24 protein-coding genes are annotated in these 22,719 nt (G+C 40.0%); 9 read left to right on the top strand and 15 right to left on the bottom strand.

The window, feature by feature from the left end:
* Window positions 1-29: 29 nt before the first annotated feature.
* The 9 genes from F8S12_RS37650 to F8S12_RS37610 all read right to left on the bottom strand — a co-directional run bounded on the left by F8S12_RS37650 (window position 30) and on the right by F8S12_RS37610 (window position 6,815).
* Window positions 30-377: a type II toxin-antitoxin system RelE family toxin gene (locus F8S12_RS37650; RefSeq protein ID WP_230968553.1), complete on the bottom strand. Its 348-nt coding sequence runs from the start codon at window positions 375-377 to the stop codon at window positions 30-32.
* A complete protein-coding gene (locus F8S12_RS37645) occupies window positions 349-612 on the bottom strand; it encodes a type II toxin-antitoxin system Phd/YefM family antitoxin (RefSeq protein WP_196521428.1) in 264 nt (87 codons plus the stop codon). Before F8S12_RS37645 ends, F8S12_RS37650 begins: the two co-directional genes overlap by 29 nt.
* A 268-nt stretch (window positions 613-880) precedes the next feature.
* Window positions 881-1,144: a DUF2281 domain-containing protein gene (locus F8S12_RS37640; RefSeq protein ID WP_196521427.1), complete on the bottom strand. Its 264-nt coding sequence runs from the start codon at window positions 1,142-1,144 to the stop codon at window positions 881-883.
* Between the two features lie 178 nt (window positions 1,145-1,322).
* On the bottom strand, window positions 1,323-1,565 hold the full coding sequence (locus F8S12_RS37635) for a YgiT-type zinc finger protein (RefSeq protein WP_196521426.1): 243 nt from the start codon (window positions 1,563-1,565) through the stop codon (window positions 1,323-1,325).
* Between the two features lie 135 nt (window positions 1,566-1,700).
* Window positions 1,701-2,825 (bottom strand): AAA family ATPase, encoded by a 1,125-nt coding sequence (locus tag F8S12_RS37630; RefSeq protein ID WP_196521425.1) that lies wholly within the window; start codon window positions 2,823-2,825, stop codon window positions 1,701-1,703.
* A 147-nt stretch (window positions 2,826-2,972) separates the two neighbouring features.
* A complete protein-coding gene (gene typA, locus F8S12_RS37625; RefSeq protein WP_196521424.1) occupies window positions 2,973-4,763 on the bottom strand; it encodes a translational GTPase TypA in 1,791 nt (596 codons plus the stop codon).
* Between the two features lie 278 nt (window positions 4,764-5,041).
* Window positions 5,042-6,061, bottom strand: coding sequence for an aldo/keto reductase (locus F8S12_RS37620; protein WP_196521423.1), 1,020 nt, complete (start codon window positions 6,059-6,061; stop codon window positions 5,042-5,044).
* A gap of 138 nt (window positions 6,062-6,199) precedes the next feature.
* Complete coding sequence (gene petJ / locus F8S12_RS37615; protein ID WP_196521422.1) at window positions 6,200-6,535, bottom strand: cytochrome c6 PetJ; 336 nt, start codon at window positions 6,533-6,535, stop codon at window positions 6,200-6,202.
* A gap of 55 nt (window positions 6,536-6,590) precedes the next feature.
* Complete coding sequence (locus F8S12_RS37610) at window positions 6,591-6,815, bottom strand: hypothetical protein (protein ID WP_196521421.1); 225 nt, start codon at window positions 6,813-6,815, stop codon at window positions 6,591-6,593.
* Between the two features lie 191 nt (window positions 6,816-7,006).
* On the opposite strand from F8S12_RS37610, the gene F8S12_RS37605 reads away from it, so the two are divergent.
* Complete coding sequence (locus F8S12_RS37605; RefSeq protein WP_196521420.1) at window positions 7,007-7,807, top strand: histidine kinase; 801 nt, start codon at window positions 7,007-7,009, stop codon at window positions 7,805-7,807.
* A 621-nt stretch (window positions 7,808-8,428) separates the two neighbouring features.
* Here F8S12_RS37605 and F8S12_RS37600 read toward each other — a convergent pair.
* From F8S12_RS37600 to F8S12_RS37585, 4 genes are all read right to left on the bottom strand, one after another.
* Entirely contained in the window at window positions 8,429-8,620 is a 192-nt protein-coding gene (locus F8S12_RS37600; protein ID WP_196521419.1) for a YqaE/Pmp3 family membrane protein, read from the bottom strand.
* A gap of 149 nt (window positions 8,621-8,769) precedes the next feature.
* Window positions 8,770-9,165, bottom strand: coding sequence for a phage holin family protein (locus tag F8S12_RS37595; protein WP_196521418.1), 396 nt, complete (start codon window positions 9,163-9,165; stop codon window positions 8,770-8,772).
* Between the two features lie 542 nt (window positions 9,166-9,707).
* Window positions 9,708-10,049, bottom strand: a complete 342-nt coding sequence (locus tag F8S12_RS37590; protein ID WP_196521417.1) for a 2Fe-2S iron-sulfur cluster-binding protein — start codon at window positions 10,047-10,049, stop codon at window positions 9,708-9,710.
* Window positions 10,050-10,062: 13 nt separating this feature from the next.
* Window positions 10,063-12,222, bottom strand: a complete 2,160-nt coding sequence (locus F8S12_RS37585; protein ID WP_196521416.1) for a Tex family protein — start codon at window positions 12,220-12,222, stop codon at window positions 10,063-10,065.
* A 271-nt stretch (window positions 12,223-12,493) separates the two neighbouring features.
* Here F8S12_RS37585 and F8S12_RS37580 point away from each other — a divergent pair, with 271 nt between their 5' ends.
* The 7 genes from F8S12_RS37580 (at window position 12,494) to F8S12_RS37550 (ending at window position 20,278) form a co-directional block, all read left to right on the top strand.
* Complete coding sequence (locus F8S12_RS37580) at window positions 12,494-12,808, top strand: hypothetical protein (RefSeq protein WP_230968552.1); 315 nt, start codon at window positions 12,494-12,496, stop codon at window positions 12,806-12,808.
* A gap of 734 nt (window positions 12,809-13,542) precedes the next feature.
* On the top strand, window positions 13,543-13,926 hold the full coding sequence (locus F8S12_RS37575; protein WP_196521415.1) for an EamA family transporter: 384 nt from the start codon (window positions 13,543-13,545) through the stop codon (window positions 13,924-13,926).
* A gap of 36 nt (window positions 13,927-13,962) precedes the next feature.
* On the top strand, window positions 13,963-14,319 hold the full coding sequence (locus F8S12_RS37570; protein ID WP_196521414.1) for an EamA family transporter: 357 nt from the start codon (window positions 13,963-13,965) through the stop codon (window positions 14,317-14,319).
* Window positions 14,320-14,411: 92 nt separating this feature from the next.
* Window positions 14,412-15,716, top strand: a complete 1,305-nt coding sequence (locus tag F8S12_RS37565) for an NAD(P)/FAD-dependent oxidoreductase (RefSeq protein ID WP_196521413.1) — start codon at window positions 14,412-14,414, stop codon at window positions 15,714-15,716.
* A 40-nt stretch (window positions 15,717-15,756) separates the two neighbouring features.
* A complete protein-coding gene (locus F8S12_RS37560; RefSeq protein ID WP_196521412.1) occupies window positions 15,757-16,581 on the top strand; it encodes a glycosyltransferase family 2 protein in 825 nt (274 codons plus the stop codon).
* Window positions 16,582-17,126: 545 nt separating this feature from the next.
* On the top strand, window positions 17,127-18,599 hold the full coding sequence (locus F8S12_RS37555; protein ID WP_196521411.1) for a TldD/PmbA family protein: 1,473 nt from the start codon (window positions 17,127-17,129) through the stop codon (window positions 18,597-18,599).
* Between the two features lie 338 nt (window positions 18,600-18,937).
* Window positions 18,938-20,278, top strand: a complete 1,341-nt coding sequence (locus tag F8S12_RS37550) for a TldD/PmbA family protein (RefSeq protein ID WP_196521462.1) — start codon at window positions 18,938-18,940, stop codon at window positions 20,276-20,278.
* 70 nt (window positions 20,279-20,348) lie between these two features.
* On the opposite strand, the gene F8S12_RS37545 is transcribed toward F8S12_RS37550, so the two are convergent.
* Window positions 20,349-20,789: a pentapeptide repeat-containing protein gene (locus tag F8S12_RS37545; protein WP_196521410.1), complete on the bottom strand. Its 441-nt coding sequence runs from the start codon at window positions 20,787-20,789 to the stop codon at window positions 20,349-20,351.
* A 446-nt stretch (window positions 20,790-21,235) separates the two neighbouring features.
* Between F8S12_RS37545 and F8S12_RS37540 the strand changes: the two genes are divergently transcribed.
* Complete coding sequence (locus tag F8S12_RS37540) at window positions 21,236-21,574, top strand: carbohydrate-binding module family 14 protein (protein ID WP_196521409.1); 339 nt, start codon at window positions 21,236-21,238, stop codon at window positions 21,572-21,574.
* Between the two features lie 117 nt (window positions 21,575-21,691).
* On the opposite strand, the gene F8S12_RS37535 is transcribed toward F8S12_RS37540, so the two are convergent.
* A complete protein-coding gene (locus tag F8S12_RS37535; protein ID WP_196521408.1) occupies window positions 21,692-22,705 on the bottom strand; it encodes an aspartate carbamoyltransferase catalytic subunit in 1,014 nt (337 codons plus the stop codon).
* Window positions 22,706-22,719 lie beyond the last annotated feature (14 nt).

Here is a 22,719-nt window from a genome sequence, read left to right as displayed (position 1 = left end):
TTCATAAACAATGATAATCAGATAAATTTTTATATTAATTTCTGCAATAGATTATAAATATCCCCTTTATCACCTTCTTTTCGTAAGCCTACACCAACAACCAATACTACCACTTTATCAATTTCTACTTTGTAAAGTATACGATAGCGCTGACCAACAGCCCTAACACTACGATAATTGATAAGCTTTCCACTTAAAGGTTTTCCCTGTTTTTCTGGATCTGTTTTTAACTTATCAATACGTGAACTTAAAACTTTCTGGTGACGTTTATCTTTAATATTTTCTAACATCTCTAATGCTAGACGTGTTAACTGAATTTCAAATTCAATATTATCAGACTGTGGTATATCAGAGTCCGAGTTTGAGTTTGGCATCATTCCAGCTAATAGTTTCTCCTCTCTCCCCTTGAGCTATACTTTCTTGTAATTCTTGGGTAAATTCTTTATCAGATAAAATTTCCAGAGTTTCTAGTAAAGATTCATATTTCTCAAAACTAATTGCAGCTATTACTGGTTTACCATGTTTGGTAATAATTATTGGATCTTCTTTTAAATCGTCTGGTAAATCTAGAAGTTGCTCTTGTGCTTCTGTAATTGTTAGGTATTTTAGCATATTCTAGTTGATAAATAATAATTAACTATCATTATATCACTTGCTTGAAAAACCAACCTAAACCTAGTCCGATTTTCTAGAAAAATGTTCTTACACTCTTTCAAAATTACTTAGATGATAATAATTTACCTTAAATATATCAGTCTTATCTGAGTTTTTCTGAAATGAAAGAAGTACCAAAACAGATGATGTGTACGATGATGCTCCCCCTACGCACCGTAAATTTTTGCTATGGTTTGGCGATCGCTTTCTCTAAGAATAACCTTTGTTACCGATACTTGTTGAGTAGGATCTGCTCATAGTTGCTGACTGGTTCAGGTGGAGATACGTCTAGCGAATCCACAGCCTCAAACCATTGTGACCATTTTCCCACAAGTGGTTCATCAGGCTGACTGTCAGCAATTTTAACTTGATGTTTGTGCAAAACAAAATCAATGAAATCGGTCACTTCTTGTAGGAGTGGTTCGGAAAGTTGCTGCAATTTTGCGTTAGCGAAGCTCGCCAAAGGCATCGCAGTTTCACGAATAGTCATGAGAATAATCCTTTTTAAGTCCTCTTCATTGTTACTCAAAGATTTGACTAAATGCACGGCAAGGGCGATCGCACTGTAAATCTATGCTGCTAATTGGCGATCGCTTTCTGTAACAATCCTGCTGGCTAGCGATCTGTCTTTACCAATAACTTGAAGATATAACTTGACGCGGCATCGATTATGCTGATTCTAGATGAGTGACCGGAATTTGTTCGGTTCTTTCAGGGGGTTTTGCTCCAGTTGCAACAGCATGAACCTCATGAAGAATATCGCCAGAATAGTACCGCTTGCCACAGGTATCACAAACACCAATCGTCACATCTTCCAGGATGACAAATCCATCTCTATGTTTAAATGCCTCGCGCTTTACAATTCTAGGTTGAACAGTTCCTTCGCAATACTGACATTTATATCCATACATAATGATACCAAATCTTAAGACTACACCTTGTGATGCTCAACAGTTGCCATTCAGGAATTTGAATAATCACTTTTCATATCGAGTGCCGTGTATCAAAAAATATACTTCCACTAAGGTCTAGATACTCTGACATTCTCAAACAAGATACTGCGCCAGTTGCTCATGAGTGGGAACATCAGCAGGTTGAAAGGTTTTGAGGTCTATTTTTGATGGTTGGGCTAATGCTGCTAAACGGTTACATTGAATGGCAATACAACGATCAAAGATATTTCTCACAAATCTACCATTTCCAAGTTCTCCTATTTGATGTTCAAATTGATTAACTAAGAGATGCACTGCTTCCAGAGTCTTCTCTGAGAACAGATAGCCGTGCTGTTCACACCTGGCTTTAAAAATCTCGGTTAACTCGGACGGACAATAGTCTTCAAAATGAATCGACCTTGCAAATCTGGACTTTAGACCAGGATTAGATTCAATAAATCGAGACATTTCCCCTTTATATCCTGCAACAATAACTACCAGATCCTCTCTGTGGTCTTCCATCATTTTTAAAAGAGTATTGATTGCTTCTTGTCCATACATATCGCCGCGTCCGTCTGGAACAAGGGAGTAAGCCTCATCAATAAAAAGTACACCACCAAGAGCAGATTCAACTACTTTTGCTGTTTTCGGTGCTGTTTGTCCCAAGTATTCTGCAACTAAATTAGTCCGGTCTACTTCAAGAAAATGGCCTTTTGATAAAACACCAAGATTTTTGTATATCTCGCCTAAAATTCTAGCTACTGTGGTTTTGCCTGTTCCGGGGTTCCCCGTGAATACGAGGTGTCTAGTGATTGAAGGAGCTTTTATACCCGCTTTAGCTTGCATCTGGGCTACTTTTGCAATATTTACCAACTCTTGAACGGTAGATTTCACAGCACTTAATCCAGTTAATGAATGAAGTTGATCTAAACATAGCTGAAGCTCATGAGTGACTACTTCAGGTTGATTAGCATTAATGTGAGGTTGCTTGTGAATCTCTTTACAGACTTCTGCTGCCCATTCGTTGCCTATTTGTTTAATGTCAGTACCCAATAGGTTACGAGCTGTTTTTATTGCATTTTCTTTAGAAGCAGCTTCAGCAAAAAACAAGCAATCAATCTCTAACTGCTTTTCAGGTTTTTCTAGAAAATTATAAGCATCATCAATGGTACTCCAAGCAGCCCATAACCAAGAATTGCCGGAAGCACAGATACTAAAGACTGTAGAATTCCACGACATATATTATATATACACCAGACAGTGAACACAATGAATTACACATTGTTATGTTACCCATTCAGGTATTAAGATATTCATTTTCCTATTACCACAAAATAAAAAGCCCGCTCATGCGGGCTTTTTAAATCAATTAAGTTATAGCTTGACTTAGCGTTTTGCCAACTTCTTCGACATCTTCCGCAGACGAATCGATTGCGGTGTAACTTCCACCAATTCATCGGCCGCAATGTATTCCAAAGCACGCTCTAGGCTCATGTCGATCGGTGCTTGCAGTTGCACCAATTCATCGCCACCAGCAGCCCGGTGGTTGGTTAACTGCTTGGTCTTACAGATATTTAGTTCCAAATCTTGGGAACGAGTGTGTTCTCCCACAATCATCCCTCTGTAAACCTTTGTGCCAGGACCAATAAAGAATGCTCCTCTATCTTCGGCATTCCTCATGGCGTAGAAGGTAGAAACGCCTTCTTCAAAGGAGATTAAAACGCCTTTATTACGGGCTTCAATGTCACCACTTAATGGACGATAATCTAAAAAGCTGTGATTCATGATCCCCTCACCACGAGTCATCCGCATGAATTCACCCCGGAAACCAATCAAACCACGGGCGGGAATGACGAACTCTAGCTGAGTGCGATCGCCACTACCGGGCTGCATATCTTGCATTTCGCCTTTGCGTTGTCCCAGGCGTTCAATACAGCTACCCACACCATCGGCAGGAATGTCTAACACTAGAAGTTCAAAGGGTTCGCAAGGTTGACCGTTGACTTCGCGGTAAATTACCTGTGGCTGAGATACCTGAAACTCGAACCCTTCCCGCCGCATGGTTTCGATTAAAATACCTAAGTGGAGTTCCCCACGACCGGAAACGAGGAATTTATCGGGAGAATCGGTTTCTTCGACACGCAAAGCAACGTTGGTTTCGAGTTCGCGGAATAGGCGATCGCGTATTTGTCTTGATGTCACCAACTTACCTTCTTGACCAGCAAAGGGCGAATCATTCACCCAAAAGGCCATTTGCAAGGTTGGTTCATCCACTTTGATTAGTGGTAAAGCTAGTGGTTCATTGGGGTCGGTAATCGTTTCCCCAATATAAGCATCAGCGAAACCAGCCACCGCGACAATATAACCTGCGGTTGCTTCTTCCATGTCTATCCGCTTTAGTCCTTCAAACCCCATCAACTTGGTAATTTTACCCTTGACAATGGTGCCATCTTCTGTAATTAAAGCTGCTTGTTGTCCTGACCGGATCGTACCGTTGTGAATTCTGCCAATGACAATCCGTCCCAGATATTCTGAATAATCTAGGGTTGTAACTTGCAATTGCAGAGGCTTAGTGCTGTCGCCTACTGGAGGTGGAACGTGTTTCAGAATCGCATTAAACAGGGGTTGCATATCTACCGATTCTGCTTCCAAGCTTTCTTTGGCAAAACCTGCCATACCGGAGGCAAATAGATAGGTAAAATCACACTGGTCTTCATCCGCCCCTAATTCTAAGAACAGATCCAAGACTTTATCAACAGCAACGTGGGGGTCAACTTGACCACGGTCGATTTTGTTGATTACAACGATGGGGCGCAGACCTTTTTCCAAAGCTTTTTTCAGGACAAAGCGCGTTTGGGGCATGGGGCCTTCGTTGGCATCGACAATCAGAAGACATCCGTCAACCATGCCGAGTACGCGTTCAACTTCGCCACCAAAGTCAGCGTGTCCAGGAGTATCAACAATATTGATTAGCGTTTCTTTGTAGCGAACTGCTGTATTTTTTGACAGGATAGTAATACCCCGTTCCCGTTCTAGGGCGTTGGAATCCATGACGCAATCCGGAACGTCTTCACCTTCTCGGAAAATGCCGGATTGTTTGAGGAGTGCGTCAACCAGCGTGGTTTTGCCGTGGTCAACGTGGGCAATAATGGCGACGTTACGAATTGGGAGCGTCATAGAAGCTTTTGGTGAACTCTAGAGGGGGTTTTGAGATTTACATTTTAATGCTAGGCTGTTTTAACAGAATTAGTTATGATTAGCAAACTCTGTGAAGAACCTTTAACAATTCTAGCTTAATCGTCACAATTGCGGTGAGTTTTGTAAACCTCACAATTGGGATGTGTGGTAATTACGGCGTTGGTGGGATGAAAAAAAGCTTCTTTTACCAACAGGCGTTGCGTGAAGGGCAGTATTGCTTTTGAGAATTTTGACCGGATATGCCCAATTCCCAAGAATTATCGGCGATATTCGTCGCCACAATCGCCGATTAGCTGATACAAATCTCGTGATTGGCGAGATACAGCATTGATGCGATCGCGATCGTCTGCATCTAAACTAAAACTAAACACTTTGGCGTTATCTTCTAAATGTTCAGATACACCAAGTCTGGCACCAACTATCACACCTCCCACAGTTGGCTGATCTAAAATGTAACGCACTGCCACGTTGGAGATGCTTACCCTATGCTTATTAGCAATTTCTTTAAGAATAGCTAGCAACTCTTGAAATAATTGCCAACCACCCCAAGCATCAACCATATTTTTATATTTTTTCAAACTAGCACTGGCTAGATCAAATTCTCGTGGTTCCGGTTTACCTAAATATTTTTCTGATAACAAACCGCCGCAAACTGCGCCGTAAGTAAAAAGTTTTATATCATGCTGTTGACAAAACCGAATCATATTAACTTCGGGACGGCGATCAACAAGCGAAAATTGTACTTGATTAGAAACGATTTTGATACCTGCTTCGGTAATAATCTTCAAGTGTTCTGTATCAAAATTAGTCAAAGCTAAATGTTTTATTTTACCCTCAGTCTGAAGTTCCGTCATGTATTTCAGGGCATCTAGGTAATTTTTATCCTGATATTCCCACCAATGAAATTGCATCAAATCTAATGATTCTACATTCATCCTTCTCAGGGAAATATCAATGTTTTCTTCAACCAGTTTTTTCGTCATTTTGCCAGGACGAGGTACCCATTTTGTAAAGGCTTGAATGTTAGATAAAGCATCTTTACCACGAGTATCAATTAGTTGACAGCGAAACTCACCAATAAAGTCTTCTGCGGGGCCATAGTGGTCTGCTAAATCCCAAGTGGTAAAGCCTGCATCCACATATTTGAACATATCCTGAATGGCAGATTGATGGTTGATGTGTCCGTGTGCGCCAGACACTTGCCACATCCCATTTAATATCCGGCAAATGTTTAAATCGGGAGTGAATTGGAGACGACTAGCTACTGGTAAGTTCATTTTCAAGTTAGAAGTGAGAAAAGTTAATAATTAGTGAGTTGACAAGCAGGTTTTTACAGCCTTCTTAATTTTATTATGAATGATTCAGCATTGTTAAAGCTAATAACTGCTAAAGTCTTAACTCTTACTCATAACTTATTAACGCCAGTCTTTTTGGGCTTGTTCGAGAACGTAAGCAGCAACATTTTGAATTTGCTGTTCAGTGAGGCGGTCTTTATAGGCTGACATATTGTTTTTACCATTGGTAACTATGGATGTAATTGCCTCTATTGAATCCATACCATATTTTTTAAGCGCTTGCTTTTTGAGGTTTTTACCACGTCTGACTATATTACCGCCGTTGATATGACAACCAGCACAATGAACGCTAAATATTTGTTCACCGTTTACTGTTTCTGCTGCACTAGCAGGCAAGGTAAAAGTACTTATTAATAACAAAAACGTTACTAATATCATCGCTAGTAGTTTTTTCAATTACTTTCTCCTAATTTGGACATAGTTGTTACCAGAAATAAATACCAGAGCAATACTACAAAGATTCAAAGTCAGATGCAAATCCAGCAAAATTTGTGCAATCTTCCTGAAAAGCTTCGGCATCGCTAACATCCTCAATTTTATAGGACATGATCCGCGTGCCATCTGGTAATTTTTTAGAACCAATCAATTCACTTTTATACTTATCTGCGATCGCTTTAAATTCAGTACCATACTGCTTCCAGGCGTCGCTCGAACAAGTAATATTTACTTTCCACATATTTTCCTCTCAATTACTACTAGTAAATATTCATCATCTCACAAAGAGGCAACATATTACACATCACTTCCTTAGTGCTGGAATTTTCTATCTAAAGGAAGTGCCTAGCCTGAGCAGACTACGCCATAATATGAGTGTAGGAATACGTCTAGAAACTTTTATCCAAATTAGTTAAATCCCCAGAGTTAAAAATGCCTAACAATATCAAACAACAAATTCAAGCAGACTTGCAACAAGCTAAAGAAACCGGACAATTAAGAACTGATCGGATTCGAGAAATTGTTAAATCCGCAGTTTCTCAAGTTGCTTCTGAGTTCAAACAAGGTTCTACTGAACTTCGTAGTCTTGTGAAAGATGCAGTTTCTGCTGTCATTGAAAACTTTCAAGAAAAAGGTGGCGAACTCAAAGATGAAGTGACAGCTTCCATTGAAGGAGCGTTAGAAGGAATTAATAGTCAAAGACACGAAGCTATTTCTAAAACTCAGACAGATATCAAGCGGCTACAGGCTCAACTCGATGGTGAAGAAGAACAACTCCAGCAAGAGGTTGATGTAATTTTGGCAGAGATTGAAGAGACAGGTAAGGAAAAAACTGCTACTACTAAAACTGCCATTGATTCTGCTGTCAATACTCTTAAAGATAGCGAAGAAGCAGCATTGTTAAAGAAACGTTACGCGCAACTACAAGCGCAGCTAGCCATTGTTCGAGCTAATATAGCTGCACGCTATGGCGGACGTTCTATGGAGGTTCAAGATTATCTAGACGAGGCTAAACACTGGTATGATAAGGCTCGTCCTCAAGCAGAATCTCTGGCTGCACAGGTAGGAGAAAAGCGATCGCAGCTAGAAGATAAACTAGGTGAAGCTGGTACATCTCTAGCTAGAAAAGAGCGGCAGATTAAACAAACCTTGAGGGATTTACTCCTAACGGCGGCTGACTTGTTCAAAGATAAGGAATCTGCTAACAAAGAGCGGGATACTATTCATAAATAGACTGCTTTAAGATTTATTTGCTGTTTGTTTTTATAAGAGGATGTTTTAAAAGTCCTCTTGTCGGTAGCAAAACGTTTTAGATCCCTCTAAATCCCCCTTAAAAAGGGGGACTTTGATCCGGTTCCCCCATTTTTAAGGGGGGCTAGGGGGGATCAATTAAGTGCCTAAATCACAGCCAACCACTTTTAAAACATCCTGTAAAGCCGAAAGTTTGAAACTCAGTCAATCTTTAAGTAGGGAAGCAGGATGAACGGAGGAAACTCCGCTTATCTTGCCACTGCGTTACAGCACCTAAAGCCGTAACGCATTTGTTTTGTAGAGCGGTGCGTTAGGCAATACGGTTTGGTTAAGGTGCATAGTCCTTAATGATCCCCCTTAGTCCCCCTTAAAAAGGGGGAAATAGAGCTATTCTTAGCAAGCCTTTTTAAGGGGGGGGTTGTGGGGGGATCGAGTCTTATCCGAACCGTATTGGTGCGTTAGGCGCTTTCCAGAAATGTTTTTAACCATAGCGAAATATATGCATAATACAACGGCAGATTCTATATATAAAAAAAGTAGTGCGTTAGGTGTTTCACCTAACGCACTACTTAATTGGAAAGCCCCTAAAATTCATCTTACGTATTAGTAAATACGTCCCTGTTCATTAACTTGTTCTTCGTGTTTTGCAATGACCCAAACTGCATGAATACTACCAGGTATCCAACCTAGAACTGTAAGCAAAATGTTAATAAACAAAGTTGGGCCAACTCCAACTGTCAGGAAAACGCCTAAAGGAGGCAATAGCAAACCTAGAAGAAAACGAACTAATTTCATGATGTTGTTACAATTTTGTGATTTTGTTTAATTACATTATCTTGAAGATACCGAATTAGGAAATCCACCTAATGAATTATCTTAATTCGGAGATTTTATGTGGAGTAGATACTTGATGTAATTAGAATTTCTACTCCTGCGGATACTTATCAAGAAGATAATTTATCTTGGGTTCGGATATCACCACTGCTGGTCAAAAGGTTTTTTTCAACAAAGTAGTTGTTAATGAATGTGTTAGCAAAAGATAGAATTACGGGGCCTAGAAGGAAACCAATAATTCCGCTAACTGAAAAGCCTGGAACTAGCACTGATGCTAACCAGAAACAAAAACCGTTGACAATGAGCGAAAATCCTCCAAATGAGAGAAAGTTAAGTGGTAGAGAAAGAGTAGACAGAACTGGTTTAAAGGAACCGTTAATTAGACCAATTACTAAACCGGCAATCAAAGCTGCGGGAAAATTAGCAATATTAACGCCTGGAACAATTAAATCAACAATCAACAGGCTCAAAGCTGTAGCTAGGGCGGTTAAAAGTGGTATCAGCATTGTTTTTACCTATATAACTCGATATTTTTTGTAACTTCTTATCTCATCTTTAACTATCTGCTAGAGTTTCACCTCTCTTGCAAGATAGAATCTACTTCTACCATTAGGTTGATCATTGAAAAACTAATTACTCTGTTTAATCAATTAGGGAACACCAGAAAATAAATTATTCCATCTTGTGGGATGGGCATCTTGCCATTGGTGTCAACTTAACGTAAAAACCAGTCTAGATAATGCTTTTAGAGATTACCTCGTTCCCAGTCTCCGACTGGGAATGCCTAACGGGAGGCTCCGCCTCAAGACTTGCGGCAGAGCCGCTTTTGATTTGCATTTCTAGCCAGAGGCTAGAAACGAGGTTTAAAAGGGATTTTGGCTTAAGCAGGACTTACGCAAACAATAACCGAAACCCTTATTTTCAGGTAGGGGCAATTCATGAATTGCCCTTACAGCGTGTACTTTTGCGTAAGTCCTATTAAGTTGACACCAATGGCATCTTGCCGTCCTTATTACCTGAAAATAGCTGTAATGTCATAGGGCAAAAATCATTCAGATTTCCCAGACTCAGGCTGATAATAAAGGGCTGATTTATATAAAACTTGTTCTTGATGGGTTTCTAAAGTGCAATTAGACAAGGGGTAAGTTATACAAGTAACAACATAACCAGCCTGTGTCTCACTTTGACGGAGAAATTTTTGCTCACTTTGATCAACTTCACCGCTAATAAGTTTGGCAACACACGCAGAACATTCGCCTTGTTTACATCCAGATGGTAAGCGGATACCAGCTTCTTCTGCGATGTCGAGAATATATTGATCCTCTGGTACTTGAATGGTGCGATCTAACCCAAGTGTAAGATTGATGAATCGAACTTGATAAACTGCCATCTGCTATTTGTAATTATTGTTTAACTGCTTTCATCGACAAACTAATCCGCTTTAGTTTCTCGTCGATTTCTAGCACCTGCACTTTGACAACTTGTCCAACTTTGACAATTTTATTTGGATCATCTACAAATCTATCAGCAAGTTGGGATATGTGCACCAAGCCATCCTGATGTACGCCGATATCGACGAAGGCACCGAAGTTGGCGACGTTTGTCACGATTCCCTCTAGTTCCATTCCCACCTTTAAGTCCTTGATTTCCTTGATTCCTTCTCTGAAGGTGGCATACTTAAACTCTGCACGGGGGTCTCTACCTGGTTTTTCTAGTTCGCTGAGAATGTCGCGCAATGTAGGTTCGCCAACGCTATCGGTAACATATTTCTTCAGGTTGGTCTTTTTAAGTTTTTCGGCAATTTGCGTCACCTGATTTAATGGCACATTTAGATCAGATGCGATCGCTTCTACTACAGAATAACTCTCTGGATGCACTGCTGTATTATCTAATGGATTATCACCACCGCGAATCCGCAGAAAACCTGCTGCTTGTTCAAAAGCTTTTGGCCCCAGCTTCGCAACTTTCAACAGTTGTCGGCGGTTTTTAAAGGCTCCATGCTGGTTACGATAGGCGACAATGTTATTGGCAACTGTTGCTGTAATCCCAGAGACGGAAGTCAGAAGTTCTTTGGAGGCGGTGTTTAAGTCCACACCTACGTAGTTAACGCAGCTTTCTACGGTGTCATCCAATTTCTTTTTTAGCAACTTTTGATCGACATCGTGCTGATATTGTCCCACACCAATGGATTTAGGATCGATTTTTACAAGTTCCGCTAAGGGGTCTTGCAAGCGGCGACCGATGCTAATCGCACCGCGCACGGTAATATCTAAATCGGGAAACTCTTCCAGCGCTACAATACTTGCAGAATATATAGATGCGCCTGACTCATTCACCATCACCTTAACTGGTTTGCGTTCTATTGTTTGTAATACTTGCGTCACAAACTCTTCTGTCTCGCGGGAGGCTGTACCGTTACCAATGGCGATTAATTCAATCTTGTACTTTTCAATTAGATTTTTGACAGTTTGTAATGCTTTAAGTCGTTGTTCAGCCGCTTGGTGGGGAAACACCGCTTGGTATTCTAAAAATTTCCCTGTTTGGTCGAGGACTGCAACCTTACACCCAGTTCTAAATCCAGGGTCTATCGCCAGCGTTGGTTTCATTCCTGCTGGTGCAGACAGCAGCAACTCCCGCAGATTAGTTTCAAATGTCTTGATTGATTCTATGTCTGCGTAGATTTTCTTTTCAGAGATTACCTCCCCTATTAGAGAGATTTTCATTAAACGGTTGAAGGCATCCTTCAACATCATTTGATAAAAATCCCGAATTGTCTGGACTTTAGTTTTAATTTCTTTCGACTCAAGATAGTAAAGTACCATGTCTTCATCAAAAGCAATTTCAAAGTTTAATACTTTCTCAGTCTCACCCCGACACAATGCCAGCATATTGTGGGGTGCAATATTTTTGACGCGAATTTGATAGTTACGGTACATCTCAAATTTGGTTGTACCTTCAGGATAATCATTTTTAATACGAGAGACGAATATTCCCTCTTCTAGGAGATAGTCGCGGATATATGCGCGTAATTCAGCTTTTTCCGCTACTTCTTCCGCTAAGATGTCAGCAGCACCTTTGAGCGCCTCTTCTGCTGTTTTTACTCCCTTCGTTTCAGAAATATACTTAGCCGCTTCTTCTTCTAGGGAAGCTGTTGCAGCATTTTTAACATTTAGCGACTTGATGAACTCCGCCAATGGTTCGAGTCCTTTTTCTCTAGCAATGGTGGCGCGGGTGCGTCGTTTTGGTCGATAGGGTAAGTATAAATCCTCAAGTTCGGTTTTTTGTAGACAGGATGCGATTTTGGCTTTGAGTTCATCTGTGAGTTTACCTTGTTGAGCGATCGCATTTAAAATTGTTGACTTTCGTTCTTCAAGTTCTGTTAAATAAGTATATCTCTCAGCCAGGTCGCGTAGTTGTACCTCATTCATCTCGTCGGTGCGCTCTTTACGATAACGGGCGATAAAGGGAATCGTCGCACCCTCGGCCAAAAGTTCTAGCGCGTTTTGTACCTGATGGGGTTTGAGGTTTATTTCAGCTGCCAGTAGTTGAGGAATGTTGAGCATTGGATCTTTAAAATGAAAACGCTACTCCTAAAGGTAATATGCTAGATCCTGATCTTGACGCAAGCCCAAAGTTTTAAGCTTATTTACTCATCTGATTTCAAACCTCTTAAATCCGCGTCGGCGAACGGGAGTTTATATATAGGACTCCTGGCTGATTTCTGAACAAGATTTCTAATGGAAACCCTGATAAGTAGCAACTGACGTAAGACTGAGCGTTGTCCCAAGATTGCGTAATCTTGACTTTTCATAATATTTATTTCCATTGAGTGTTGTGGCTAAAACCTTATTGGTTGTAGAATTAGCCACAATTGCAAAAACGATTTCAATTTGTTTTATAAGTACTACAACTTTTAGTTTGGAGGCGAGTAAAATGCCTTTGTTTTTCCTGATACCACTGTGTACGGCTTTATTCACTGGCTATTTATTTAAAAAGAGTACTGATGAAATTGCATATATTGCGGGTGTATTTGCAGCTATTAGCTTGATTGTAAGCTTAGTATTAGCACCCTGGCAGATCCAGTTTGGATTGTTAATCATTGTCTTCTTTATTACCAACAGACTTTTGCAGGAAAATGAGTCCAAATAAACTCAAGCTACAGGAAAGCAACCTAGGCAAACTAAATGTATCAACCACCATGAACTAATTTTTTAAACTTTAAACTGCTGGGAATTAGTAAGACAGCTAATCTAGGAATACCCTCAAAAACGGAACTTGATACTTTTTTATGGGAAATTTTTGCGTGTAAGTATGGTCTTGATGAAGTATTTTAACAACTGGGGTTTGCCCGTTGAGAGAGGTGACGCTGGGCGGTGTGAATTTTACACTACTTAAGATTTTTCACAAATTATTTTACTATTGCTATTGATAAAAGTTTCGATTTTATGAAGTTTTTGTTTAAGTATATTTTCGGTAAATAAATTTTTGATGAAGTGCCACGATAAATTTGCAGCATGCTTTTCTCGTGGTATTCTAGTAGGTGATTATATGTAACAACAAATCTTTAAAGAAACCCCTAGATAAAATTACATATAATGAAACACAATCAAGTAAGTCTAGATACTAATGATGTAAAAACACTTATAGAGGTTTTCACTCGGATGAAATACACGAAAGGCTTGATCTAGCAAGAGATTTAGTTGTAAGAGTGTACCTCACCAAAACAGAAAACGCGGTTGAATCGAATTCAATCACCATAAACTATCGATTTATCAGCCGAGACTAATTTAAATTAGCTCTTACAGTCATTAAAAACTCAATCAAAACGGCATATTTTTTGCTGTCCGGTTTATACCTGCTATTTCGATTGAGGCAAATGTACTATGAAATCCATGTCGCAAGTTTCACGTTTTCAAATAATTCCTTATATCATCCTGTTTGTCAGTATTTTATTTAGTATTTCTGGACAATTGCTGATGAAGCATACCATGAGCAATACAGATGAGGGACTATTTACTTGGGCATTTATTCAACAATTAGTGTTATCTGTTAGTGTTTACTGCTTAGGAATAGTAAATTGGATATTGGCTCTACGATCTGTAAAATTGAGTATTGCTTATCCACTGACTAGTTTAAACTACGTCGGCATACTTTTCGGTTCATACTACTTTTTTAGTGAGGTGATCACACTAACTCGAATAGCAGGAGTTATCACTATTTTTCTGGGTGTTCTTTTAGTGGTTATTCCGCTTAAAAAGTCTACATGAATTTTCTATATTAAATTCCACAAAAAGCATTGACAAATGAACATCATTACTTGGCTACTTTTAATGCTTGTAGTTTTATTGGGAACAACAGCTAACTTGTCACTAAAATATGGACTTTACATTTCTAGCCCTACCAAAGGAGCAAGCGCCTCTATCCGAAATCTGTTATTCTCTCGTTACTTTTTAATTTGGTTTATCTGTTATACATTTATGACAATATTGTGGCTTTATGTATTGCGGATAATTCCTTTGAGTCAAGCATTTCCAGTTCTAGGATTAATGTATGCCCTTGTACCGATTGCTTCTCACTATCTTCTAAAAGAGCAGGTTATATTTAGCCAGTGGGTAGGAATTTCCATTATCATAACTGGCGTAGTTCTTGTTGTACATTAATACCTGAACAGGTAATTACAGAGGTTAATTAATATTAACGACCTCTGAATATAAATCTCAAAAATATCCTTATAATAATCTAAGTTTAATTTATGAATATAGGCATTATTGGCGGAGGCATAACTGGGCTAGTATTAGCACAACGCCTTTCACATAAAGGACATACAGTAACTGTCTTCGATAGCAACAAACAGCTCGGTGGATTGACCACCTATCATGATTATGGGTTATTTACCTGGGATCGCTTTTATCACGTTATCCTACCTTCTGATACTCACTTAATAAATTTTATCAGAGATATTGGTCTTGGAGACAAACTGCGTTGGCGGGGAAGTTTAACAGGATTCTACGACAATCAAAAATTTTATTCTATCAGTAACACTATAGAATTTTTGCGTTTTCCTCTGTTTGGAATTATAGGTAAAATCAGATTAGCTTTTACTCTCCTGTATGGTTCCCGTCTTAGTAACTGGCGGCGCTTGGAGAAAATTTTAGTTGCAGATTGGCTATTGAAACTCGGCGGTAAAAATACATACGAAAAGCTCTGGAAACCCTTGCTTCTATCCAAATTAGGAGAGAACTATAAGCGAATCTCAGCTGTTTTCATCTGGGCTTATATCAAACGACTATTTTCAGCGCGGGATTCTTCATTAAATAAAGAACAACTTGGTTATGTCTCTGGCGGTTACAAGACTGTTTTTGATCATTTAGAAAAATTAATTTACGCAGCTGGAGGTCATATCCACACAGGTGTTGCGGTGGAATATATCGCACCTAATCCAGGGGGTGGAATGTGGGTAGAATATCAGGGGAAAAAAGAACATTTTGATAAAGTTATTTTTACTGGGCCAGTTAACATCCTGCAACAGGTTGTTGCTAATGAACTGGTGAAAGTTTCAGATACTCATGAGACAGTAGAGTACCTGGGTGTAATCTGCATGGTACTTATTACTCGTAAGGCTCTGATTCCTTATTATGTAGTAAATATTGCCGATAGAAATATTCCTTTTACCGGAGTCATCGGTATGAGCAACCTAGTTTCTTTGCAGGAAACGGCAGGATATCACATCACATTCCTACCAAAATATATACTTTCTAGTGACCCCCTGTTAAAACAGCCAGATGATGAATTGCGCCAGGTATTTTTCCAGGGTATACGTTTGATGTTCCCAGAACTCAAAACAGATGACATCGTGGCAGCACACATTAATCGAGCTATTAAAGTACAGCCACTACAAGTTTTAGACTATTCAAATCTTGTTCCAAAAGTGAGTACTGAAAACGATGATTTTTTCGTCGTCAATACCTCACAGTTGGTCAATGATAGCGTTAACAACAACGCAGTAGTGCGACACGTCGATGAATTTCTCAGAAAATCAACATTACTGAATTATTGAAATTTGAGTAATGGAATTTTAAAAATAACACGAGGTCTTTATGAGTCTTTTTGTTCTTTTACCGGCATACAACGAGCAAGAATCAATTCGCCCCTTGTTCAAAAAGTTTCAGACATTGCAGCAAGTCTCTAATATGGAGATAAAACTGATTCTTGTTGATGATGGCAGTAGTGATGCAACTGCTCAGACTGCAATAGATGAATCTCAATCACTGGGCATATTACTGAAATTAGTACAACATCCCAAAAATGCTGGGTTAGGTCAAGCAATTAAAACAGGTTTCACCACTTTCTTAGAAATTTCTAAGGAAGGCGATTTTTTAGCTGCGATGGATTGCGATAATACTCAACCACCAGAACTTTTACTAAAGATGTATGACACCATGATAGCTGGTAGCTATGATATTGCGATCGCATCCAGATATCGAAAAGGCTCTAAAGTCATAGGTTTATCAAAATTTAGAGAGATAATGAGTTACGGAGCCAGCTGGCTTTTTAGAATTGCAGCCCATGTACCCGGTGTCAGAGACTACACTTGCGGTTACAGGCTGTATAACCGTACTTTCGTTAATAAACTGGATATGTATTATGGGGACAGTTTATTTACTGAAAGTGGATTTGCTTGCATGATAGATTTATTGCTAAAAGCCAAAGTGCTCAAACCAAAAATCGTAGAAATTCCAATGGTTTTGAGATATGATCAAAAACCTAGTGCCAGCAAAATGAAAATTGTTAAAACTATTATTAGAACATTAAAGCTGCTGTTTAAGAATCTATCATCCACAGGACAAACTGCCAATTTAGGTAAGACTGGTAATCAGCAAGAAATATCAAAAACTACGCTAAAAATTGGAAATCGTAAATAAACCTTAGAAGGAGAATCTAGCTTAAATTAAGCGTTTGCAGCAAACAAAATTGTATATTTAGTAGGAGTCATAATAATTAGTAATTATTAATGACGCTCCTACAAACGCTCGTTCTTCGCCAACTTTAATTATCACCCCAAGCCCTTTTATACCTCGTGACTTCTTTGGTTGAGAACAGTGCAAGTTAAATACCTAAGTATAGGTGCATCTCACTTTTATCTAAATTCGCGGAAAACCCCATCCGTCTATACGGTGGGGATGGATTAGCTAATACGGAGCGGAGCGAAGTAGACAATTGTCTTTAAATGTTAAAATAGAAAAGTAAGTATGAGTAACTGTCTACATGTTGAAGCATTCTAGCTTCGGTGAGACTCCGGCACAGTAAGTCACTACTGAATAAGCACAAATCTCTCTACAACTTTACTTTAAAGGAGGGAAATCCACACCGCCTTTATACCGACTGTGGCTTTCACTGATTTGTTAGACTGAAAACACCAGAATTTTTCAGTCAAATCTCTGAATTACGCCAGCAGACGAGGCTACCCATGCTTACAAGTACGCTACTTCTCTCGAATCAACTTCCCACCCTCCAATATTCCTCCACACCAGAACGCTTTGATGAAACCTGGGAAGCCCCCCTGGCTACTCTCCTGGGACTAGGACGCGCCTCTGGCGCTGACTTCATCGAATTATTTTTAGAGCGTCGCAACTATATTAGTTGTCTTGCAGAAGATGACTCTATTACTAGTATTTCACCCAGTCTATCTACAGGTGCCGGAGTCAGGGTATTTCGTGGCAAAGCCGATTGCTACGTTAGCACCAATGACCTTTCGTTTTCAGGTTTGAAAGCAGCCTTAGAAAAAGGTCTTTCTATCCTGGGATTGCAACTACCTGCTCCTAAAGCCTTCATCCCAGAAATCAACCTGGAATTATTGAGAGATTACGCCACGAAAAGAGGCAAAGATGCTTGGCTACCAGTGTGTAGCTCCATCCGAGAAATGGGAGAAGTCCTCCTTGATGGTACCGCCCACCTGAAGCAAAAAGCTACCCACATCCAATCGCGTCGCGCTACCTATTTCCGGGATTGGCAAGAAGTCTTAATCGCCGCCAGTGATGGTACTTTTGCCCGTGACATTCGTCTCACCCAATCAGTAGGATTTAACCTATTGTGTGCCGATGGTGCTAATCGTACCTCAATTGGCGATCGCGCTGGGAATACTAGCGATGCCAACTTCTTGAGAACTTGGGATTCTCAACAAGCCGCCGAAAAAATAGCAGAATCTGCTGGCAAAATGCTCTACGCCGATTACGTAGAATCGGGTACTTACCCCATCATTATGGCCAATCACTTTGGCGGCGTAATCTTCCACGAAGCTTGCGGACACCTGCTAGAAACCACTCAAATTGAACGCCATACCTCTCCCTTTGCTGACAAAAAAGGCGAAAAAATTGCCCACGAAAGTTTGACAGCCTGGGATGAAGGGCGCTCTGAAAATGCCTTCGGGACAATTGACATGGATGACGAAGGTATGCCCGCTCAAAGAACTTTATTAATTGAAAAAGGCGTTCTTAAAAACTTCTTAGCAGATAGAACAGGTTCTGCACGCACCGGACACCCCAGAACTGGAAGTGGGCGTCGCCAAAATTATACCTTTGCTGCTGCTAGCCGGATGCGTAATACTTATATTGATTCTGGCGAATACACCATTGATGATTTATTTGCCTCTGTTGATAAAGGTATTTACTGTAAAAAGATGGGTGGTGGTAGCGTTGGTGCTACAGGTCAATTTAACTTTAGTGTTGATGAAGCTTATTTGATTGAAAATGGCAAAATCACCAAACCGTTAAAGGGAGCAATTCTAATCGGTGAAGCCAAGGAAATTATGAATAAAATTTCCATGTGTTCCCAAGATTTGGAAATTGCACCAGGTTTTTGTGGCTCTGTCAGTGGCAGTATTTACACCACAGTAGGACAACCCCACATCAAAGTTGATTCTATTACCGTAGGTGGACGATAAGAATTTTAGATTTTAGATTTTGGATTTTGGTGAAGCAGCGCGGTCTTGGGGGTTTCCCCCATGAGTGACTGCTGAACCCGTTCGCGTAGCGTCTCCCCTTGGGAGAAGGGATTGTGAATGAGCAGGATATTGTGTCAATAAAAAGCTACGAGACAAATATAAGTCATAAGCTAAACCACATCTAGCATAATACTCAGTTGTAGGGTGGGCATTTCGCCCGCCCAATAAATACAAGCAAATTTTCTGTGGAAAAGCTTAACATCCAAAATCCAAAATCTAATATCCAAGATAACATTGCTTCCAATCCAAAATCTAAAATCCAAAATCTAAAATTGACTATGCCAAATATCAATGAGATTGCAAATTCTGCCAAGGACAATGCTGAGAAGCTTGGTATTAAGAAATTCGACATCTATGGCTCAACAGTAGATGATACTAGCGTGCAAGTAGACCAAGGTGAGCCAAAACAAGTTAAAGCCTCAAATCGCTCTGGTGTTACTGTTCGTGTCTGGAATGAAGATAATACAATGGGTGTCACCAGCACCACAGATGTAGATGCCAAAGGACTAGAATTAGCTTTAAAAACTGCCTACGAAGCCAGTTTCTTTGGGGTTAAAGAAAACGTCCCTGATTTTAGTCCAGAAGCTACTGTTCCTATTTTAAATAAACCTCAGGATAGGACACCGCAAGCACCTGTTGCCGAACTCATAGAAAGATTGTTGGTAGCTGAAAAAGAACTACTGGCAGCTCATCCAGCAATTAAAGGTGTGCCTTATAATGGGTTATCGCAAAGAGATATTGACAGATTTTATCTCAATAGCGACGGTGCAGTCAGAAATGAATCTCACTCTTTGGCATCAGTTTATCTTTACAGCAAAACTGAGGAAGAAGGAAAAAAACCGCGCAGTGCAGGTGCTTATAGAATCAACCAAAGTTTAGATAATCTAGACATCAATGGTTGTATCAAAGAAACTGCTGATAAAACTATCAGTCACTTGAACTATGAAAAAATCAAAACTGGTAAATATCGAGTTGTTTTCTCAGCCGAAGCTTTCTTAAGTCTGTTGGGTGCTTTTTCTAACTTGTTCAACGCCCAAAGTATTTTGGACAATCAAAGCCTATCTACTGCTGATGATTTAGGTAAGCAAATTGCTTCTCCTCTGCTTTCAGTTTTTGACGATGCACTGCACCCAGCTAATGTAGGCGCAGAAACTTTTGATGGTGAAGGAACTCCTACTCGTCAAATTTCGCTGATTGAAAATGGTGTTTTAACAAGCTTTCTTCACAGTGCCGGCACTGCTAAAAGGTTAAATACCCAGCCAACAGGTAATGCTAGTATTGGTGCAAAAGTTAGCGTGAGTCCCAATTTTTATCACGTTTTTACAACAGCAACTCCTGAAGAGGAGTTGAGCTTAGATACTGCTGAAAATGTGATTTTTATCGATGACTTACAAGCCCTCCATGCTGGAGTTAAATCTCTGCAAGGTTCGTTTTCTTTGCCGTTTGATGGTTGGCTAGTTAATAAAGGTGTCAGGACGAGTATTGAGTCAGCAACAGTTGCTGGCGATTTCTTGGAGCTATTAAAGTCAATTATTTATGTAGAAAAGGAGGCTGAGTTAACGCCAGGAGGAGTTTGTCCGAAAATTTGGGTTAATGAACTATCGATTACCGGTGAATAAAATTTAGAAAGTGCGGAGTTAGGAGTTAAATATAGCTCTTAACTCATCACTTTGACCTTATGACTCGTCATTAATATTCACCACCTACGCTAATAGCAGTATTAAACACGTCAGCACCACTTAAATCAATACCAGCTAAAACTGCGCCATTTACGTCGGTATTATATAAATGAGCATTACTCAAATTAACGTTGGTGAGATTAGCATCATTTAAGATAGTATCGCTGACAAACGCATCTGTGAGATTAGCAGACTTCAAATTGGCACCAGTTAAATCAGCACCTTCTAAATTAGCACCTTCGAGATTAGCTCCTTTTAAATTGGCATTTCTCAAGTCAACACCTATTAGATGAGCGCCTTTGAGGTTTGCTCCTGTTAAATCACATCCGAAACATTCTCTAGTTTCTAGCAAGCGCCGCACAGGGGCAGAGTTTTCTGCTTTGACGGAAATGGGAGCGGCTAAAGATAGCGTGCTGAGTATGGCTGCTGCCGTCAAAAAAATTCGTTTCATATTTACCTCCGACACTTCTAGAAGTCATGAAATTTTTCACTTCTACGATACCAGTGTGTCAAGATTACAGAATTCTGTCCTCATGCGATCAGAGGAATATAGCAATCCGATTTTATTTTTGAACTTATCTGTGTAGTTAGGCAAGAGGCAAGAGGCAAGAGGCAAAGGGAAAGAATGCTCTTTGAATTGTACGGAGTTTTTTCAAAAATCAAATATGAGTCCTATATATAATTTCTATGAGATTAGGTATTTTTCTGTAAGGTAGTCCGATGGGACTAAAAGTAAAAGATTGTTAGTAATAATTCTATACATATAGAGCGAAATTTCTGACCCCATTCTTTATATCTATTTGTGAAAAATCCGGGTTAACTGTCATTGCGTATTTAACGGCGATCGCCGTATAATACAAAAGTTTTAATTAATTGACTCATCGGAGATTGAATTTGATGAAAAAGCTAATCAAGCAAATCATTTGTAGTTTCATAGCAATTGTAGTGGTCATAGGGCTAACAACGGGTAGTGCAAATGCCCAATCACTTTCCAAAACGGATAGTGGCACTCTAGAGAGAGCATCTGTTTCTGATTATCCATGTGGACCTGAAGATGTTGATAATCTCTACCCAAACCCAGAAAACCCTAATTCCTTTTATCAATGTGCGCCTTATGGTATTGTACTAATGCCATGTCCGTCGGGCTTGGTATTCGATGCTAACGTGGATCGCTGCGAATACGACAATGTGCCTGCGCCTTTGGTAGAATCTGATGAGCAACTTACAAAAAATTAAATCTCCAATAATTGAGAATATTTGGTATTTCTTGTCAATGCCTAAGTCCTATGTACAAGGGTTCTGAGTAACTCATAAGTAGTTACTTTGACTTTTGTAGTTAGCCAAAAAGGTTTATTAAGCCTTACCACTACCTAACAAATACAGCAACGCCATCCGAACAGCGACACCACTGGTAACTTGCGATTGAATTAGACTAAATTCTGGGTCATCCATCAATTCAGAACTAATTTCAACACCACGGTTAACTGGGCCTGGATGCAAAACTTTGACGTTAGGTTTACAAAGTTGCAGTTTTGTGCGTGTAATGCCAAATAGCTGATGATATTCTCGCAAACTTGGCAGTAAATGAGCCGTCATGCGTTCCTTTTGCAGGCGCAAAGTCATGACAAAATCGGCATTTTGCAAAGCTGGTTCTAGCTGCCAATGAAGAAATAGTTGGGGAGTGGGGGAATAACTCCTGACTCCTGCTTCCTCAGAGATATATTCGGCAAATAACTTGGGTAAAAGGGTGGGCGGTGCTGCGAGATGCACTTCGGCACCACTGGCAATTAAACTCCAGATATTCGATCGCGCCACGCGAGAATGGAGAATATCCCCAACGATCGCAATCTTTTTACCCTTTAAAAGTTCTAATCTGGGACTAGCTGGGTCAATTAGAGTACAAATGGTAAATAAATCTAGCAGTGCTTGGGAAGGATGCTCATGTTGACCATCACCAGCATTCAGGACACTAACTTTTACATCTAGACGATCCATTTCAGCCGCGATCGCATTCGGTACTCCTGCCTCTTTATGGCGGACTACCATAATATCAGTTCCCATGGCCAAATAGGTCTTCGCCGTGTCGAGAATTGTTTCTCCCTTGGTCATAGAGGAAGTGGCTGCGGCGAAGTTCAGCGTATCTGCACTTAAGCGTTTGGCAGCGAGTTCAAAACTGCTACGAGTGCGGGTAGAGGGTTCAAAAAATAAATTCGCTACTACCTGTCCCTGCAAGCTTGGTACTTTTTTCGTCCCCCGTGATAGCACCTCTTGAAAACTGGCAGCAGTTTGCAAAACTGTATCGTATTCAGTAGTAGTGAAGTCAGCTAGGGAAAGAATGTGATGACGATTCCAGGTGTTAGTAGGCATAAGGAGTGGGGAGT

Source organism: Nostoc sp. WHI, assembly GCF_015714725.1.
Lineage (GTDB): Bacteria > Cyanobacteriota > Cyanobacteriia > Cyanobacteriales > Nostocaceae > Nostoc.
This window is presented reverse-complemented; position numbering and strand designations above follow the sequence as displayed.